Consider the following 16,946-nt stretch of genomic DNA (forward strand, 5'->3'; position numbering starts at 1 on the left):
CCCCGCAAATTGTGCTATGGGCTGAATTGCTGTTTTTCCTCCTAAAAAACTTGGCAAAAACTCTCTGACATCAATGGAACCAATCCACCCCTTAATGCGGTGAGGCAACGATTTACAATAATTCATCAATTGTGAGATGGACGACATAAAGCCATCGACAATCCGATTAGCCAGATCTTCGCCGGCTTGTTCCATACCAGCCTTGGCACTCTCTGTGAGCTTTTCGCGGGTAAAAAAACGCTTCAACCATTGCCAAAAGTTGGAAAAGCTTTGGGCAACAGAGGAAAGTCCTTGTTTGAACTTTTGCCAATGGGAAGAGAGATCAAAAGCAGCAGCAATGATGTTTTTCCATCGGGTGATGGTAGTGGTATCAGCACCAAAAAAACGCATGACGGCTTCAAAGGCACGCCCAAAAGCCTGTATGATCCCCCGTGCAAAGCCTTTGACAAAAGAAGAAAAACGATCCCAATATTTCCACAAAACAAAACCAGCAGCAAGAATGACAGCCACAACAGCAGCAATGACCGCCCCAATCGGGGTAAAAATCCCCCCCACAACAGAGGAAATAAGCGCCCTGAAGCGACTAATCCTCGCCAACTTGCTTTTAGCGTGCGGCTAACAGACCCCATCTTGATAAAAGAAGCCATCAATTGAAGAAGCCCAAGGCGGGTTCCCGCCATGGTAAAACGTACAACCCGCAAAGCAATATTAAAAGCCATAAGGGCGGCAATGGTTTTGATGATCACACCGGTTAAAACAGGATGAGCATTCGCCCATGCCATAAGTCCATTAACAAATCCCCCAACACTCGCCATGAGACTGTTCACATGGGGCAACAAGACTTCACCAATGGTGATCCCCAAAGCCACAATGCGATTTTGCAACAGTTCAAATTGCCGCATGGCACCGGTTGCTTGTTTGTCTGCCTCTTGTTCCACAGAGCCTTTAAAGACTTGTGGATCTTTGATATAATTTAAAGCTTGCCCTAACAATTGGGGGTTACCCACCAATTTGGCAAAATCGCCGGTAAACTCCCGCCCTGCAATGGCAATCAATGAGCGCATCCCTTGTTTGGATTTGCCCAACACATTAAAAAAGCGCACCAAGGTACCGGTGGCATCCTTCTCCAAATCTTCTATAAATTTCTGACGGGAAAGCCCAATATTGGTAAAAGCATCTTCAATATGTTTACCCCCTGCTTGAATACGGGCACTCATCGTATTAAAACCACGCGCCGCACTCTCTGGTACAATCCCAGCAGAAATCATCGCTGTACCAAAGGCTGCGGTTTCACGCGCTGTCAGCTTAAACATGGTGGCAGCACCGGTGGCACGATTGGTAAAATCAGACACCTCACTTGCCTTTGCTGCCATGTGGTTGGAGAGATGATTGATCGCATCCCCTAGATCTTCAATACCTTCCTGATTAAGCTTAAAGACATTGCGCAATTTGGCAAAGCGTTCCCCAATCTGATCACCCGTCATATCAAAAGCAACAGCTGCTTTGGCAGCATAAATGCTAAAAGCCTCGAGATCTTGTTCACCAATGCCTGCTTGGCTGGCACTGGTCATCAATTCTAAAACTTCACGGGCTGCCAAAGGGATTTTTGTAGAGGTTTCCAAAGCAAAACGGCGCAATTCTTTTAAACGATCAAGGGGGGCATCCAGAACCTTTTCCAAGCCTTTCATTGATTGATCAAATTGCATGGCTTTATAAAGAGGGGCAATTAAGGTTGCGGTTTGCGCAATCGCCCCCACCATACGCCCACGCGCATGGTGAAAAGCATTTTCTGCATGGACTGTTGCTTCGCTCAAATGCTCAGGGTCAAACCACCCTTTAAAATGCTTTCGTGTTTGTTGTTGGAAATGCGCCACATCGCTACTAAAGGCTTTTAGATCTCGCTTAGCAGAAGCGATCCCCTCTTGCAGATGATTAACAAAACGCACAACAAGGGAAACATCCATGATTGCATCTTATCCTAACATTTGGCTTTCATATTCTTGAGCTTTAAGGCGCGCGAGTTCTTCTCGATAAGCAATCACATCAAGCCAATCCATCTGGTTAATCTCTGAAGGCGCCCAGTGATAATAAAGGGCTAGTTCTGCTCCAAATTGTCTGGCAGAGAGGATTGGCGTGTGGGAAAAAAAGCAAAAAAAGCCTTCAACACCGCAACAATATCGATAACATCAAGACGATTAATGAGTTCAACAGATTCATGAGACATATCGGCTAAAAGCACAGCTATTCCTTCCATCGCCTCATGGGGAAGCAATGCCTCACAAACTTTAAGAATGAGCACATCATTGCTCAATGTTGTTTTATCCTCTTCTAAGCCAGGCAGAACAAGCTTTGCCAACTGCGGTCCAATCAACACGGCTAATTGGCGTGCTTGCTTGAAGTTTGGGCGATAAAAGGTCAATTTGTGCCGTGTCAATTCTTTGCCATCCTTGTCTTGATAAACAAGGGGAACCTGCAATTCCACCTCAACACTTGTTTGTAAACTTGTCATGATCAATTCCTATAAATTGAGAATAGAGCGGCGCCGTTCACCGATCTCTTGTCCATTGCGCACAAGCCAACCACCCCGTTTTAAAAGAAAAGCGGTGTAAAACAGAACCATCCCAAAATTCCGTATAGTCCCAAATATTTTTGATCTCGCAATCATAGCCTGTGGCCTTTCCAGCCGTTAAGCCTTCGCTATCCACCTTGACCAATCGCCCTGTCACATCAATGGAATGTTCATGCTCGCGCCCGTCTTCTTCAGACACCACATGTTTTTTGCCGGTAAATTTATGACGAAAACCAGGAGGACCACCAAAGATACCGATGACCTCAGGGGTGTGGCTGCGGATTTTCATTTGCAAATTTAAGGCTTTGACACCAAGACCGCTCACATCAATTTGCATATCAGAGCCCCCCGGTTGATAGGTTTCGGTGATTTCTTCTAACGTAGGCAATTTGAGGGTTTCAAGATCAAGATGGAGATTGACATCATCATCAACAATCAGGGTATACCCGCGAACAATTCTTAAAGTCATATGTCACTCCTTGCTGCTTTGCGATAACCCTCTAGCGTATCACCAAAGGCATAGGTCATTTTCTTTTGGATATCTTGCGCCAGCCGATTAAAGTAAGCCCCGTTGCGCCGACTGCCAAAGCTTAAATCTTCGAGAGGGGGCACTTCTTCTGCATCAAATTCCACCCGCAACTTGCCCAGTTGTAAATTGCTGTTTGAATTTAAATCACGATCAAACCAAACCCGCCCACCAAGCAGCGCACCGCGCGCAATCATATCATCAAGAAAGCTGGTCAAAGAGCGGGTAATGGCAATAACATGTTGACCGGTGAGATTCTCATCATTGGCAAAAGGGCGTAAATTGTTAATGATGGTTTTTTCCAGTGCCCCACGGGTGCGCACCACATTGACAAAACGCCAGAGTGGATCACTGGAGGTGGTATGATTGCCCCATAAAATACGTCCATTGGCAGCCATTGTACCATGCCCATTTTGGCTAAGGCGGGCGGGAATAAAGGTGGCAATATCGGCTTTATTGAGACGGTTAGCCTCATGATCAATTTCCCCATCAAAGTAGCTAATGGGGCGTGCGGTGCCTAAAATGCCATGCACATCTTGGTTGGAGGGAGACCAGAAAACACCACCCCTTTGCTTGTCACGTTTGATAAACATAGCTGCCACAAAATGACTTGCGGGTTTTATACTCACACCCCCATCACCATTTGCTACCCGTACAAAGGGATCAATCAGATAACAAAAGCGTGAGGAAAAATCTGCACGATAGGCAAGGCTTTCTTGCGTATTTTTACCCCCCGTATCAAACACAGCAATAGCTTTTAGCTTTTCTGCCACCTGTTCCAAAGCATCTGCCACAGGGTTTTTGCCATTATCAATCCGCCCCACACTATAAGCCGGTGCTAAGAGAATTCCAGGTTCCACACCCAAATGCCCCCGCGCATGAGCCAAGGCATGCACACCAGTCAACGCCGTATTGGATCCCACCATTTCAGCTTGTGTCTCAGCAATGGTTGACTTTTCTTCCACCCGCACAAGGATCACTTGTGCCTCGATCCCTTGCGCGCGCACTGCATTGATAACATCAAGGGCTGTGCCTCGTGTCCCAAGCTTTTGGATTTTGTCTGCCTCATGGGTGAAGACCAACACGGGCTCGTTAAGGGGATAGGTTCCTGCATCCGCATCAGGGGCTGTAACAACCGCCCCAAGGGCGGTTTGGCTAAACATCTCTAAAGGTCGAGATGCTTGACCGTCCTCAACAAGGCGGATACCATGATTAAATTCTATTGCCATTTTGCTCTCCAAATCAATGAAGAAACAATAACAACAAGAGCGCCCTCTCATAAGCCTGACACTGTCAGTCAAAAAAGCCCTTTAAAAGGGCTTTGAAAAAGGTTTTAAAAGATCTTTTAAAAAAGCCTATTATAAACTTAAGTATTTCACAACAATTGTCCGTTTAAAGTGTATCATTGTTTTTTATACCTGCATAAGATATTCATTCTTTCCACAATCTTATAAGGACAGCACCATCCGCTCCAGCACCACTTGGAGAAGAATCAGAGTGAGCACCAGCTCCTCCACCACCAAAACCACGCCCTGCTTTTCCTGAACTATAGGAACCTTGTCCTATTCCTCCAGAGCCACCCCTTGATGTATCGCCCCCAGCATCACCCCCATTACCGCTTGTCTTGCTCGTAATTCCGCTTGTTCCAGCATAACCATTTCCGCCTTTAGAAAGCCCTAGATTTTCATCTGTTGCCAAGCCAAAGTTTCCACCTGTACCTCCAGTACCACCAGAGCCTGAATAGAAGGAAGTATAACCACCCCTTGGGGTATAGTTATAGCCACCACTACCACCATCTCCTCCTGTAGCGGTAATAAAATTCTTTCCAACGGTTGTTGTTCCTCCAGAATTACCTGTTGCACGGCGCGAGGCAACAGAAGCTCCCCCTTTACCAACGATGATATCCTCATGACCATTTAAACTGGCTTTATAGCCATACCACACGCTGCAACCGCCACCGCCGCCACCACCCCAAGCTTGGATTTCAACTTTTGTGTTATCTGTTACCCAATCGGGCCATTGAACTTTCCCATCCTGCGTATAGAGCAATTCAGCATCAGCAAGTGCAGGCCAATTCGTGATTTTATCGGTCAAATCCTTTTTAAGCCTCTTTATTTCTGCCAAGATGGCTTCATCTACTTGCGTTTTCGTATAAACAAGATCACCCTCCACTTTAAGCGGTCCTTTCAACGTGCTTCCATTTGCGCTTAAACTTGTCACCGTTTCACCATTATGAATGAGGCTAAACGGAGAATTACCCAAAAGTTCTAAGCCACCACTCATCGTGACTTTGCTGGTAAATTTATTGTAATTTTTCCATTCATTTGGGCTTGTGAGGCGCCCATAGCTGGTCAGATCTTCATTGATCTTAGCTCTAAAGTCATCAAGCCCCACGATATCTTCGGTTTTATGTTGGTGCGCGCCTAACAGTGAGACAGCACTGCCAAAAGTAAAATTATTGTTACTTGATTTATAGAGAACATAATTGTTGGCGGCATCTTTTGCCCCCTCGATATCGTTTAAATCAGCAAAAGTGAAGGTTTTATCCGCTGCCATTTTGCCATTGAGAGTGCTTTCTAGATCTGTGATTTCGCTTATGGTATGCGTGTGGTGTAAAGGCGCCTTTTCGTCTATCTTTTCCTCAACAACCAAAAGTGCTTGGTCAAGTTTGCCCAAGTTCTCGCGCAAGATTGGGAATTCTTGCAAATCCCCCCCTTTCCTTTCCTATCGTTTAGGAAACTTTATCACTTCACGCCCCTCATCAGAGGCAGAAAGCCGTCTTAAAGCTTTGTGCAAATGTTGACTAAATTCTCGAGCGTCCAAAGCTTCTTCATCCCCTAAATTTTCACAACTCTTGGCTTTCAAAGCTAAATTCCCCACATGGTTTGGCATCAAGCGGCTAACCTTTGGCTTGACAACAGACTTAGATGTTGAACCATCATCCTTTTTCTCAAGGCGTCCATAAACATCAGCCAAGTGATCAGGCGCAAGCTTTGCTGCCAACTGTTTTTCGGCTTTAACTGCCTTCACATATTCTTTACGCAAACGCCCATTCAAACGCGCTGCCTGCTGGTCATAAAAGCCCACATCCGCAAGACAGGGTGCTATGCAAAGCAACCGATTGTTCAAATCATAAACCCGTAAATCTTGGTGCAAATGATCTGGATCAAAGCGCACAATCACCTTCTTCCCCGCATACTCATTTAACGCCCGCGCCCAATAACGATTGCCATAAAAATGAATCTCCCCCGTGCCCTTTTGTGTACGCAATGCCTCGGAGGTTAAAAGCCATAAAGCACGCTGTGCCGGCGTTGCTTGCCGAATAATCGTCCCCTCTGCGGTCAAACTTTCTGCAAAAGTCTCATCAAAACTACGCCCCGCACATGTCAGCGCCTTGCGCCCTGCTTGCCCATTATGCGCCACAATCTGCGCGCCAACATGGGCTTTAAACGCTTTAAATTCTATCGCACGTTTTCCATAGTCTTCAGGTTTAGCATCCGGTTTATTGCCCGTATAAGCCCCCGCACAAAAAGGATGCTTCGAAATCGCCTCTGCCAAATCACGCCATGCTCGCTCAATCGGTTTTGACTGTCCACTATAAGGGGTCGTCCATTGCAATTGCACACCCAAACTCGTCAAAAGCCCCTGCGGATCATCCGGCTTAATTTTAAAGCGAAAGCGGTTTTGCACACCCCCAGAAATCCACTTGCTGGTAAAAGCACGCCCATTATCCAAGGTCATGCGCTCCGGTATCCCATAAGCCTCCACCATATCACCAATCACCAAACGTACGATTTCCCAACTCTCCGCATCCGACAAGCGCCACGATAAAATCTTGCCCGAATAAAGATCTTGTATCGCTATCAAATAAAGCCGCACGGGCTTTGAGCTCCACGGAACGCTCACAAAAACATCCAGCTTATGCCCGTCCATATTCACCGCTTGCAAAGCATGCAGTGCACTGCGATCACGCCGTTGTGCCGGATAAAGCTTCTTTGCCTTTTCCTCACCCTCACGCGCCAACACCACAACTGCTTTGGAAATTTGCGCTTTAAAACGGCGCCGCAAAGCCCGCTCTGAAGGAATGGGCTCCCACCCTTTCTCACGTGCCACCATCACCATGCGTCGATAACAGGCCGAAAAAGCAGGGCGGGACGAACGCAAGTAATCCGAACACAAAACCTCCCATGCCCCCTCATGACACTCAGCCCATTGGGACAAACGCTCCTCACCATAACAAGGTGCTAAAGCCGCCAACCAATCAGTGCGCTCATACCCTTCCACCATCTGCCGCCAATGAAAAAGTGATCTGTAACTCACGCCAAATTGCACCGCGCACAAACTTGCCGCATCATGCACACCCATACCAGCTTGGAGCAAATCATCCAGAGAACAAAGTGCCTTCAAACGCTCTTCACAACGTCTTTTATGCGCCTTTGAAAGCCCTTCATAACGCACCCAAACACTTGTCTTTTGATCACTTTGCTCAGCTTTTTTCTCACCTTGACTTTGTTGCGCAACACACACCCCACCACAGCGCACTATCAATGCCGTCCGTGCAACTTCCGGTAATAAGGAAATGTGATACTCCCAAACCGGCTTCGTTTTGCCTCCCACTTTCCTTGAAAGCTCAGCATTTTTTCTCCAATATGCCCGTCCATGGTTTTCAAGACTTTTATAGGTCGACGGCAACCTTGGCAAAGCCGCCTCTGCCAATTCAGCAATAGTAAACCATTCCTTCATGGCTGCCCCCGTTTAATTTGCACTGGTGTTGCACGCATGGCTTTCAAGCGCGCTGCAATCTCACGCTGTTCCTGCTGGAGACGCGCAATCTCTGCTAAACGCGCCTCATCCCCTTGCAACAGCAACAATCCATCTTCACTCACAACCTCATCCCAAAGCCAATAGGCTTCTGTTGCCCGCACAAAGGCTTTAAAACGCGGCAGAGAAATATCAACCTGCTTACTTTCTGCCACATACGCATCCAAACTCGCCTTACTTAAACAAGCAATCCCTAAATAATGCGCCATACGCTCCGCTATCACACTGCGCTCATGCCGGCATTCTCTCAAAGCCCGTGCCATCGCACGCTTAATGCGTGAGCGAAACCGCACCAAATCAATCCGCGCAACCGGTTCACGACAAGGAAAAACCGGCTTTTGAAAAAAATCAAGCTGTTGAGAACCACGCGTCTTCATGCTTGCTCCTCCACCGGTTGCTTTTCCAAATACGCACAAAACCGCGCCCGTGTTTGCGCATCCGCTCTCTGCCATACCCCCAACAATTGGGCAAAAATCCGTTCCTGTTCATTGATTTGCGGTGGCGTATTAACCCCTTTGACCAAATCAACAGCCCGCCGTAAATCCCCCTCAACCTGTTGCAAAGCAATCGCCACCCGCCGTTGCGAAACCGGCTCCATCTTCGCAAGCTTCAACAATTGCGCTTGATTATCTGCCAATGCCGTCCCACGCAAAACCGCCCGCAACTCCGGCTGTAAATACTTGGAAATACAGTTGAGACGTTTCACGACATCTTGAGAGAAACCAATGCGATCTGCTACATGTTTGGCAAAGTGCAAATTTTGCATTTTGCCATTCAAGTCACCTTCATTTGGCAAAGGGTAAACTTTACCCTTTGCCACTTTGTCCCCTTCACACCCAGTTTCATTGTGCTCTGAAGAACCATCTTTTGGCAAAGGTGCAAGTTGCACCTTTGCCACTTTGTCCTTTGTATATTGATTACCGTGATCCCCACCACGTTTAATTTCCCCATACTTCTTTTCCCACAATTCACGGTAGGTCTGGACAAACAAAGCGCGATCAATTACTGACAATTCATTGCGAAAGAGGTTTTCCGCAACCTCTAAAAGCGCAGCATTATCCTTATCCGCTTGCACCACAACCGCATCAATTTCGCTATAGCCTAAAAGCTCCGCAGCACGAAGCCGATGCGCACCAGCAATCAGCGTGTAATTGCCTTCCTTAGCATTGGGGGTATGGCGCACCGTACTCGGATTCATCAATCCCTCCCGCGCCATCGATTGTGCAAGTGCCTTGGCATGCTCATCATCCACAGGGCGTATACGCTCCGGCACAACAATCAAATCTAAAGCAATCTCTTGAAACTGTGCCATCACGCCCCCGCCTTTCTGATCTCTCTTAAAAAGAGATCCTGCGCACGCTTTGCCCACTTGTAATAGGTTTTAGCAAAAACTGGTTCCATTAAACGTCGATTAACCGCTTGGAGAGACAAAGATATAGAAGTCCGCTGCCGTGCTTGTATGGCAACAATACGCCGCCGCAGCACTCCAAACTGATAATGCAAAATATGAATGGCAATTTGCCGCGCCAACATCGCATCAAATAAGCCATGCGGCGGATCTATAATAAAGCGGATCGGCAGATGCCTAAAGCCACCATTCACCGCTCTAAAAGAACAGGCAAGCATGGCTTCCAAACGTTCAGCTTCTGAATAAGGATTAAGAATTTCTCTTTTTGCCTCGGGCGTCCATAAATTATAAGCAGCAACCATAACCACCCCCGATAAAGCTAATCTGATCACCACCTATAACGGCTGCCCCATGACACAACGCTATGCAATTTATCTTGCCTATTTCGTATTGATCTTTAGACATTGATAAACCTTTTCATCTTATGGTAATAAATTCATGGCAAATGCGTATGACACACGCAAAGCCAACACAATTTTTAAGCAGCGTTACCACGCAATGTGGAATGCTTTATCGAATCCGTATGAGCGTGTTTTGCTGCTTTAAAAATACGACGGCGACTTTTGGGGTAGCGGTCGGAGAAAACTTGCTCGACGGGCAAACCGATAAAGTCGGCAATAGCACGCTCGGCTTTCTCGTTAGACCGTGTCCAGATATGTTGAACGCTGGATGAGGAGAGTTGATACGCTTTCGCAAGCTCCGCCAAGGTCATGTTACGGCGGCGTAGCTCGGCTAAAATACTATGGCGATCCCATTTTTGGGTGGTTGTCATAAGTTTCGCTCCTGCTTTAAACGGATGCTCAAACCATCCGTTTTTTGTGGGATTAATTGTAGAATATCTGCCCTCAATATCGGGCGGTAATATGAGATATAATGCCAAATTCGGCTTTTATAAATACCGAAAAAGCATTTGGAGTGATTTTTTTTGGCACGCCCTGAAAAAGAACCTAAAACAGAACTAGCAAAACGATTACGTGAAATACGGCACACCCTTGGTTTTGCAGAGCGTAAGCAATTTGCTAAACATTTTGATATTCCCGAAACGACTATGCGTAATTATGAAACGGGTTTGCAAGAACCCCCTGCATCTATAATGCGAATATATAAAAATCGTTGTGGAATATCCTTAGATTGGCTCGTTACGGGTGAAGGTGAGATGTTTAGTGACATGGCAAAAGCGAAAGCTGCTGGTTTTAAAGCGCCTACCATTCCTACTGGATTGATGAAAAAACTCGGTCGCATAGCTTATACAACCTATCGCGATGCAAATATAAAACTCCCCCCTGAAGATATAGCGGAATTAGCGGCAGAGCTTTATAAAAAGTTACAAGAGCTTGTTCAAAACATCAACGACCCAGAAGAAGTAGAACTTACTTTGCCTCTTTTAAAATTGCATTTAAAGCGTCAAATCGAGGCTGAAAGTGCACATCTAGAAACTACACAAGATACGGCTTAATGCCCCTTTAAATATGAAAAATCGATATGAAAATCTTTTTACATTAGAAAAATTACATAACTATTTGATTTACAATTATATATTGCCTCTAAAAATAGATAATCATCAATAGGTGAAAATCTTTTTTGCTTTTTAGGTCATTTTGGGTTGATTTTGGAGTCGATTGAACTTTTGGATTGATTTTTTTCAAAGGGTCTTCAAAGGCGGTTTTCTGGGCTTTCACAGACTTTTTAAAAATCTTCAAAGGATTTTCAAAGACCTTTCAAAGCTTTCTCTCACTTTTACCATGAAAACGCGCTTTTTACCATTTTTCGCATTCTTTGATCATTTTAGGTGTCAAAATCTATTTTGACAAAACGCGCATTTAATGCTAAATTTTATGCATAAAAACAACAAATTATCACCTATTCCTAACTAATCCCACCTCTTCCCACTTAATGCAAAACATACTGTCAAACTACATAGTCATGAGAAATCAAGGAACTAGCAATTGACCGGTTTGTTTAAGTTTATGGCTGTTATTGTCAACCAGTGAGCTGGCGTAGTACATTATCATCTGCACGAATGGTGAAGCGGGCTTTATAGCAATTCTCTTTGCGCGACCATGGAAGCGGGTCTTCGGAAAGGCCAAAGGTTTGTTTTAGCTTGTTCGCCAACTCCTGCTTATGCTTTTTTAGCTTATCGTCTGCATCTTTATCCTGCCACGAGAGACTCCCCCCGGTTTTTGCGAGAATCAATAATATCGTCCACTGGTTCGTCCTTTTCCCAGACCGTTGATCTTTCATCTTCAGATGCTCAGGTTCCAGTCGTTTTTGAATCTGTCCGCATGATACTAATAACATTTCTGTTGCAGTAAATTCGAATACAAACTGTTCCCACGTTAGGCCTGCGGGTGTTGGGAATTGATACTCCGAACCCGGCTTGGCAGATTTTGGCAACACCGTTTCCAGCCAAATGGATAGGATAGTTTGAGCACTATCTTTCGCCGTGACTTTGCCTGCAGCATCAATGGCAAGCACATCATCTATGCTGATGAGCTTGGATTTATGTCTGCTACTTGCCTGAGCGCTGGCGTCGCTGATGAGAGTATCGGTCGCTGCAATGAGTAAGAATCGCGACTCGCCCATGCAAAGTTGATTGATAACTTTATCAAGCTGTGAAGCTGTTTTCCCTAAGAAACAATAAACGGGAAATCTGTATTCAGCTTGAGGATTCAGCACGCCAAATTTCCAAAGGCCTCTCTGGTCTTTAATCTGCTCAACTTGCTCAGCAAAGCCAATGGCGGCGGCAATCTTGGTCGCCAGTTTTTTATGATCAATGCGATAAATCGCCAGTTCTGATTTTTTGAGCGTGCGGCGGTTGCATTGCTTGGTATCTGATGTGCAGATGCCGACAATATCGCTTGGCCCATGCCACACGACATTCATGTAACAGCCGTACTGTTTACCACAAGGAACAGCAGAGGCTTGGCTACTGGTGAGTGCAAGAAATTCTTCTGGAAAACCTAACCATTCAGATTTTACACCCTTTCCCCCAGAAAGCTCTGTAAGTTTATGCCATGGCTGCGCTTGATCCGACATCATAGTTCTCCTGCTGCGTTACGGCTGCATGCTATATCTTTCTTCTTTCTGCTCATTCACAAAGCCACGCTTGCGCAGCCAAGTTTCAATCAGGTGAGAATCTTCCTTACGATCAAAATTAGCCACATTGGGTGTTCGTACCTTGACCATGCGCGGACGCTTAGCATTTTCAAATTTCAACAAAAAAGTAGCAGAGACAAGCCGCCCCGAATTTGGAAACTCACGATCTCTTGAGGCTAAAGAGGCAAAAATATCGTTTGAACGCAGTGTTTTCCTATCATTATAAGGTCCCATAAACTGGTGCTGAGTTTCCACCAATTTTACATCTTCTAGTCCATCAATATCGGCACAAGTCAAAGCATCAACGCCATTATCGATCAGTGGCTGCAATGTATATTTTTCTACACCGGAGAAATATCCAGCTTGATTGAAGAGATGCTGGCTGAACAAATCCAAATACATAGTACGCTCTTTCTTAGAACCAGACTTATTAAAAACCGCCAACTCATTGTTAGCGCGGTCATAGACGATCACATCATGAAACTCTGGTCGATAAAAAATCATCTTGGATTTTCCGGATTCAATCTTACCCTCACGTTTAAACGGCATGCCATGACGGATTAGGAAATATGTCTTGTCTTCGTCCTGTGCGCTGACAGGCAAAATACGACAGCCAGTGCCGCGTTTATTTTTCAAAAACCATGCATCCATATCCGCTTCTAGCCTTCGTATAGTTTCAGGTTTTGGAAGAGTAAACGTGTTCGGGGATTTGTGTTCTGACTGGAAATACATGAATGACTTTGGTTTTAGGATCATCGCTTCCGCATGAGGGCGCTTTAAAAGTTCAGGATCATGTAGCCATAGCGCCAATGCCAAATCGGCTGCAGTTGAATTTTCATGCGTGTCAATATGATTGGCTTCAGCCTGTTCGCTCAGCTCTTCAAAATGATCATCATCGGACATTTCCTCAATGAAGAATAAGGCCTCCACGAACTCAATATTCATCTCCTCAGATGGATTCATCAGAACTTGGCAAAGTGTTTCAAAATTCAGCTCATTATCCTCATTCAGTTCAAAGCTGAATCCGCGCCCAGTTAGGTAGGTTTCATATCGCTTAAGAAAAGTAAGCAGATTATCTTGTTGAATCTTTTTCAAAACATCAGCTTGGGCAAAACGTCGTAACTTATAGCTACTCATTTGGTTCTCCTTCTTGGGGGTCATCTAGGAGGGTCTCGGTATCAGCATCCGAGCAGACGTATAAGACCTTCCCAATTATTGTAAGTTCATCTTGTTGTCCAATAATGATGGGTTTTAGTTTCTTATTTTCAGGGCGCAGCTCAATATGCTCTCCTTCAATGCTCAGCCGCTTTACAGTGACCTTCACCGATCATAGCCACCACAATATCTTTGTTTTCGGCAATCGGTTGCTGGCGCACGACCACGTAATCTCCTTCGAAAATATCAACGTCAATCATGCTGTCGCCTTGTACTTTGAGCACAAAGCATTTTACGCGCAGAATATGAACAGACACCATGAATTGCCCAATCTGGTTTTCAAGAGCAAGAATGGGTTGGCTGGCCGCGACCATCCCCAAAACAGGAATAGCCCTCATGTTCAGTTTAGAGGATGTTTGTGTGTGAAGGATTTTGATGAAGCGCGCCTTTCTTGCCTGTCTGCGAATATAGCCTTTGTCTTCCAGCCGTTTCAGCCCTTCAAACACACTGGGTGCTTTCATACTCAATTCCGCAGCAAGCTCTTGTACCGTGGGCGACATCCCCATGGCATGTTTCAGGCGCTCAATGGCCTGTAACAGCGTATTCTGTGCGTTTGTCAGTTGCTCCATAAGTGTACTTTCAATTTTGATTCATAACCTAATATAAATTAGCCTTATTCTTTTCACAAACCTAATTTAATCCAATACAATAGCATGGACTAAGCCGACAGTTTTCAAGTCATTTCAGTAAGTAACTCCTTAAACGATGCAATAATTCTCAAGGAAGTTCGCCATGTCTTCACTTTCCCCAAGCCTAATAAATGAACAAGATCGCCGCAGCAAAGTGGCACGTTTGCTAGCACTTGGCATCTTGCGCCACAAGCTACGCCTGAAAAGTCAATTTGAACCAGCAAACCTCTCTAATTCACTGGACTTCAGGGATTTTCGAAGCGTTCATGCTCAGGACGAAAAACAAGGAGAAACAGATGGATAAAACACTTCTGGCGCGTGTAGCAGCACTTCCTAATATGCCGCTAGCAGATCTAAAAACATTGTGGAGGCAGGTGTATAATGATGAACCACCCAGCGGCAATAAAAACCACATCGTCCGCAAGCTAGCTTATCGCCTGCAAGAACTTGCTTACGGTATTGACCAGCAGATTGAGAAGCAGATTGAACAACACGCCAATGATTTATTTGGATCAGGTAAAAAAACCAAGCAAAAACAAAAGGTACAATATCAACGCCCTATCCCTGGTAGTAAACTGGTTCGGGAATATAAGGGTATCGAATATCAGGTCACTATTTTAGACGAAGGCTATGAATATGCAGGCTGCCTATACAAAAACCTGTCAAAAGTTGCGCTGGCCATCACAGGCAGCAACTGGTCAGGGCCTGCCTTCTTTGGATTAAACAACAAAGCCCAAGGAGGTAAACATTGAGCACAACTATGCCGAAAAAACGCTGCGCGATTTATACGCGCAAATCCACAGAAGAAGGCTTGAACATGGAATTCAATAGTCTTGATGCCCAACGTGAGGCTTGTGAGTCCTATATAGCCTCACAAAAGCATGAAGGTGGGGTCCAGCTTCAAGATTACTATGACGATGGTGGCTTTACGGATGGGAATATGGATCGCCCAGCTTTAAAACGTCTGATGAATGACATTAAAAGCGGCCTGATTGATACGGTTGTTGTGTATAAGGTTGATCGTTTATCGCGCTCCTTGGCTGATTTTGCCAAATTGATTGATCTTTTTGACGAGCACAAAGTATCCTTTGTTTCTGTTACCCAGCAATTCAACACCACCACATCAATGGGCCGATTAACGCTGAATATTCTACTTAGCTTTGCCCAATTTGAACGCGAAGTGATTGGTGAGCGTATTCGCGATAAATTGGCGGCTTCTAAACGCAAAGGTATTTGGATGGGAGGCGTTACGCTCATGGGCTATGTGGTAAAAAACCGCGAGCTGGTTATTGAGCCGAATGAGGCTGAAGGTATACGTAAAATATTCAACCTGTTTTTGATGACAAAATCACCGACGCAAATGGTGAAGATGCTACCAGACATGGGCGTATTGAGCAAGCAGCGTACGGCTAAAAATAGCCGCATCATAGGTGGCACAGCATTGGATAAAGGTGCCCTCCATAAGATTTTGCAAAACCCTATCTATATCGGCAAGATCAAGCATAAAGACAAATCTACGAAGATCGCCATCCAGCCATTATCGATATCGATACCTGGAATAAAGTCCGCGCTATCATGAAAGAAAACACCATCAATCGAGGCGCGATCATCAGACAAAAAAGCAAGGCAATTTTAATGGGGCTTTTAAAATGCGGCGAATGTGGATGCTCTCTTGTGCCTAGCCATACGCGTAAAAAAGTCGGCCGGCTTTATCGCTATTACAGCTGTGAGCATTACCGCAAGGGAGTCAATCCTAATTGTGAAATTCGCAATGTTAGTGCCAATGAAATAGAAGCCTTGATTTTGTCGCAACTTCAAATCGTTTTTAGCTCACCAGAGATGATCATGGAGACATGGAGAGAGGCACAAAAAGATAGCAAGACGATAACCGAGCGTGAGGTTTATAGCCATTTGCATGATCTTATCCCGCTCTGGCGAGAACTATATCCAGCTGAAAAACAACGTATTCTTGAGTTGATAATTGAAAAAATCATCGTCAATTATGAGTTTGTCGACATTCGCATTAGGACTGCCGCTATCGATAATTTAGCTTGGGAATTAGCTGGACAAGACAAGCGATTAGAGGGAATTGCATCCCCAAAACTGGAGGGGAAGGCATGGATAAATGCGTAAAGAGGATGCCTAATAATATTATTTCAATCCGTGTACCCATGCAGATCAAAAAAATATGGCGGCAAAAAAATGATCATTTTGTCTAAAGGTCATCAGATGATCTAGCATCAAGAAACATCTAAGCCCGATGAGGCGCTCATAACAACTTTGGCCAAAGCCTATTACTGGCAAAATTTACTTCATACTGGACGTTATAAATCTATTGATGACATGTCGAAACAGCGCAAAATCAATGCCTCTTATATGTCGTGGATACTGCGCCTCAATCAACTCGCGCCACAGATCAAAAAAGAGATTTTAGATGGCACTCAGCCACGCCAGTTGGGCTTGCAAGACATGCAAACCCCATTTCCCGATCTTTGGGACGAATAATTAAAGCATTTTGGATTTACTTAATCTTGCCTCGGTGAAATTTCATCAAACGCCCTGAATTTTTTTCAAAAAATATGCACCCACCAAAGCCCTGCATTTGCGGGGCTTTTTGTTTTTGCGCCTTGAGTAACGCACCGATTTTCAGGACCTCCAGTGAGTTTTCACCAATCCCAGTTG

At 45.1% G+C, this 16,946-nt stretch carries 17 protein-coding genes and 3 pseudogenes; 6 read left to right on the plus strand and 14 right to left on the minus strand.

Translation table 11 applies throughout. The features are described 5' to 3' along the window. The 11 genes and pseudogenes from B5V81_RS08710 to B5V81_RS01295 all read right to left on the minus strand — a co-directional run. A pseudogene (locus B5V81_RS08710) lies at positions 1 to 246 on the minus strand (phage tail tape measure protein); the annotation flags it as partial. Beyond that, positions 243 to 1,964: a phage tail tape measure protein gene (locus B5V81_RS01250; protein ID WP_244979328.1), complete on the minus strand. Its 1,722-nt coding sequence runs from the start codon at positions 1,962 to 1,964 to the stop codon at positions 243 to 245. The pseudogene B5V81_RS08710 and the gene B5V81_RS01250, both read right to left, overlap by 4 nt. 131 nt (positions 1,965 to 2,095) lie before the next feature. Beyond that, complete coding sequence (locus tag B5V81_RS01255; protein WP_212111428.1) at positions 2,096 to 2,509, minus strand: hypothetical protein; 414 nt, start codon at positions 2,507 to 2,509, stop codon at positions 2,096 to 2,098. A gap of 9 nt (positions 2,510 to 2,518) precedes the next feature. Continuing rightward, positions 2,519 to 3,038, minus strand: a pseudogene (locus B5V81_RS01260) (phage major tail tube protein). After that, the gene (locus B5V81_RS01265; protein WP_212111430.1) at positions 3,035 to 4,324 is read right to left on the minus strand and encodes a phage tail sheath C-terminal domain-containing protein; all 1,290 of its coding nucleotides are present in this window, start codon (positions 4,322 to 4,324) and stop codon (positions 3,035 to 3,037) included. The pseudogene B5V81_RS01260 and the gene B5V81_RS01265 overlap by 4 nt, the downstream one beginning before the upstream one ends. Before the next feature lie 202 nt (positions 4,325 to 4,526). After that, positions 4,527 to 5,801, minus strand: coding sequence for a Bgr_08870 family protein (locus B5V81_RS01270; RefSeq protein ID WP_212111432.1), 1,275 nt, complete (start codon positions 5,799 to 5,801; stop codon positions 4,527 to 4,529). A gap of 18 nt (positions 5,802 to 5,819) precedes the next feature. Further along, on the minus strand, positions 5,820 to 7,838 hold the full coding sequence (locus B5V81_RS01275; RefSeq protein WP_212111434.1) for a transposase domain-containing protein: 2,019 nt from the start codon (positions 7,836 to 7,838) through the stop codon (positions 5,820 to 5,822). Then, on the minus strand, positions 7,835 to 8,293 hold the full coding sequence (locus B5V81_RS01280) for a hypothetical protein (protein ID WP_212111441.1): 459 nt from the start codon (positions 8,291 to 8,293) through the stop codon (positions 7,835 to 7,837). The genes B5V81_RS01275 and B5V81_RS01280 overlap by 4 nt, the downstream gene beginning before the upstream one ends. Next, positions 8,290 to 9,228, minus strand: a complete 939-nt coding sequence (locus B5V81_RS01285) for a ParB/RepB/Spo0J family partition protein (RefSeq protein ID WP_212111895.1) — start codon at positions 9,226 to 9,228, stop codon at positions 8,290 to 8,292. The genes B5V81_RS01280 and B5V81_RS01285 overlap by 4 nt, the downstream gene beginning before the upstream one ends. Continuing rightward, positions 9,228 to 9,626 carry a hypothetical protein gene (locus B5V81_RS01290; RefSeq protein ID WP_212111897.1) on the minus strand — a complete coding sequence of 133 codons (399 nt, stop codon included), beginning with the start codon at positions 9,624 to 9,626 and terminating at the stop codon, positions 9,228 to 9,230. The genes B5V81_RS01285 and B5V81_RS01290 overlap by 1 nt, the downstream gene beginning before the upstream one ends. A 176-nt stretch (positions 9,627 to 9,802) precedes the next feature. Then, a complete protein-coding gene (locus tag B5V81_RS01295) occupies positions 9,803 to 10,096 on the minus strand; it encodes a helix-turn-helix domain-containing protein (protein ID WP_212111443.1) in 294 nt (97 codons plus the stop codon). Between the two features lie 153 nt (positions 10,097 to 10,249). Here B5V81_RS01295 and B5V81_RS01300 point away from each other — a divergent pair, with 153 nt between their 5' ends. After that, on the plus strand, positions 10,250 to 10,780 hold the full coding sequence (locus tag B5V81_RS01300) for a helix-turn-helix domain-containing protein (RefSeq protein WP_212111447.1): 531 nt from the start codon (positions 10,250 to 10,252) through the stop codon (positions 10,778 to 10,780). 524 nt (positions 10,781 to 11,304) lie between these two features. On the opposite strand, the gene B5V81_RS01305 is transcribed toward B5V81_RS01300, so the two are convergent. From B5V81_RS01305 to lexA, 3 genes and pseudogenes are all read right to left on the minus strand, one after another. Beyond that, positions 11,305 to 12,360, minus strand: a complete 1,056-nt coding sequence (locus tag B5V81_RS01305; protein WP_212111449.1) for a hypothetical protein — start codon at positions 12,358 to 12,360, stop codon at positions 11,305 to 11,307. An 18-nt stretch (positions 12,361 to 12,378) separates the two neighbouring features. After that, a complete protein-coding gene (locus tag B5V81_RS01310; protein ID WP_212111451.1) occupies positions 12,379 to 13,557 on the minus strand; it encodes a hypothetical protein in 1,179 nt (392 codons plus the stop codon). Then, positions 13,550 to 14,204, minus strand: a pseudogene (gene lexA, locus B5V81_RS01315) (transcriptional repressor LexA). The gene B5V81_RS01310 and the pseudogene lexA overlap by 8 nt, the downstream one beginning before the upstream one ends. A 163-nt stretch (positions 14,205 to 14,367) precedes the next feature. Between lexA and B5V81_RS01320 the strand changes: the two are divergent. The 5 genes from B5V81_RS01320 (at position 14,368) to B5V81_RS01335 (ending at position 16,769) form a co-directional block, all read left to right on the plus strand. Next, entirely contained in the window at positions 14,368 to 14,568 is a 201-nt protein-coding gene (locus tag B5V81_RS01320; RefSeq protein ID WP_212111455.1) for a hypothetical protein, read from the plus strand. Next, complete coding sequence (locus B5V81_RS01325; RefSeq protein WP_212111457.1) at positions 14,561 to 15,016, plus strand: DUF2924 domain-containing protein; 456 nt, start codon at positions 14,561 to 14,563, stop codon at positions 15,014 to 15,016. Before B5V81_RS01320 ends, B5V81_RS01325 begins: the two co-directional genes overlap by 8 nt. An 8-nt stretch (positions 15,017 to 15,024) precedes the next feature. Then, on the plus strand, positions 15,025 to 15,843 hold the full coding sequence (locus tag B5V81_RS08715) for a recombinase family protein (protein WP_244979330.1): 819 nt from the start codon (positions 15,025 to 15,027) through the stop codon (positions 15,841 to 15,843). Positions 15,844 to 15,899: 56 nt separating this feature from the next. Further along, on the plus strand, positions 15,900 to 16,397 hold the full coding sequence (locus tag B5V81_RS08720) for a recombinase zinc ribbon domain-containing protein (protein ID WP_244979331.1): 498 nt from the start codon (positions 15,900 to 15,902) through the stop codon (positions 16,395 to 16,397). 147 nt (positions 16,398 to 16,544) lie between these two features. Beyond that, positions 16,545 to 16,769 carry a hypothetical protein gene (locus B5V81_RS01335; RefSeq protein ID WP_212111465.1) on the plus strand — a complete coding sequence of 75 codons (225 nt, stop codon included), beginning with the start codon at positions 16,545 to 16,547 and terminating at the stop codon, positions 16,767 to 16,769. Positions 16,770 to 16,946: the final 177 nt, after the last annotated feature.

This window comes from Bartonella queenslandensis, assembly GCF_018155095.1.
In the GTDB taxonomy this organism is placed as follows: domain Bacteria; phylum Pseudomonadota; class Alphaproteobacteria; order Rhizobiales; family Rhizobiaceae; genus Bartonella; species Bartonella queenslandensis_B.

Coding starts and splice junctions, on each gene's coding strand:
- B5V81_RS01250 (WP_244979328.1), bottom strand. CDS start 1,964: ATGGATGTTTCCCTTGTTGTGCGTTTTGTTAATCATCTGCAAGAGGGG.
- B5V81_RS01255 (WP_212111428.1), bottom strand. CDS start 2,509: ATGACAAGTTTACAAACAAGTGTTGAGGTGGAATTGCAGGTTCCCCTT.
- B5V81_RS01265 (WP_212111430.1), bottom strand. CDS start 4,324: ATGGCAATAGAATTTAATCATGGTATCCGCCTTGTTGAGGACGGTCAA.
- B5V81_RS01275 (WP_212111434.1), bottom strand. CDS start 7,838: ATGAAGGAATGGTTTACTATTGCTGAATTGGCAGAGGCGGCTTTGCCA.
- B5V81_RS01280 (WP_212111441.1), bottom strand. CDS start 8,293: ATGAAGACGCGTGGTTCTCAACAGCTTGATTTTTTTCAAAAGCCGGTT.
- B5V81_RS01285 (WP_212111895.1), bottom strand. CDS start 9,228: ATGGCACAGTTTCAAGAGATTGCTTTAGATTTGATTGTTGTGCCGGAG.
- B5V81_RS01290 (WP_212111897.1), bottom strand. CDS start 9,626: ATGGTTGCTGCTTATAATTTATGGACGCCCGAGGCAAAAAGAGAAATT.
- B5V81_RS01295 (WP_212111443.1), bottom strand. CDS start 10,096: ATGACAACCACCCAAAAATGGGATCGCCATAGTATTTTAGCCGAGCTA.
- B5V81_RS01305 (WP_212111449.1), bottom strand. CDS start 12,360: ATGTCGGATCAAGCGCAGCCATGGCATAAACTTACAGAGCTTTCTGGG.
- B5V81_RS01310 (WP_212111451.1), bottom strand. CDS start 13,557: ATGAGTAGCTATAAGTTACGACGTTTTGCCCAAGCTGATGTTTTGAAA.
- B5V81_RS01320 (WP_212111455.1), top strand. CDS start 14,368: ATGTCTTCACTTTCCCCAAGCCTAATAAATGAACAAGATCGCCGCAGC.
- B5V81_RS01325 (WP_212111457.1), top strand. CDS start 14,561: ATGGATAAAACACTTCTGGCGCGTGTAGCAGCACTTCCTAATATGCCG.
- B5V81_RS08715 (WP_244979330.1), top strand. CDS start 15,025: ATGCCGAAAAAACGCTGCGCGATTTATACGCGCAAATCCACAGAAGAA.
- B5V81_RS08720 (WP_244979331.1), top strand. CDS start 15,900: ATGGGGCTTTTAAAATGCGGCGAATGTGGATGCTCTCTTGTGCCTAGC.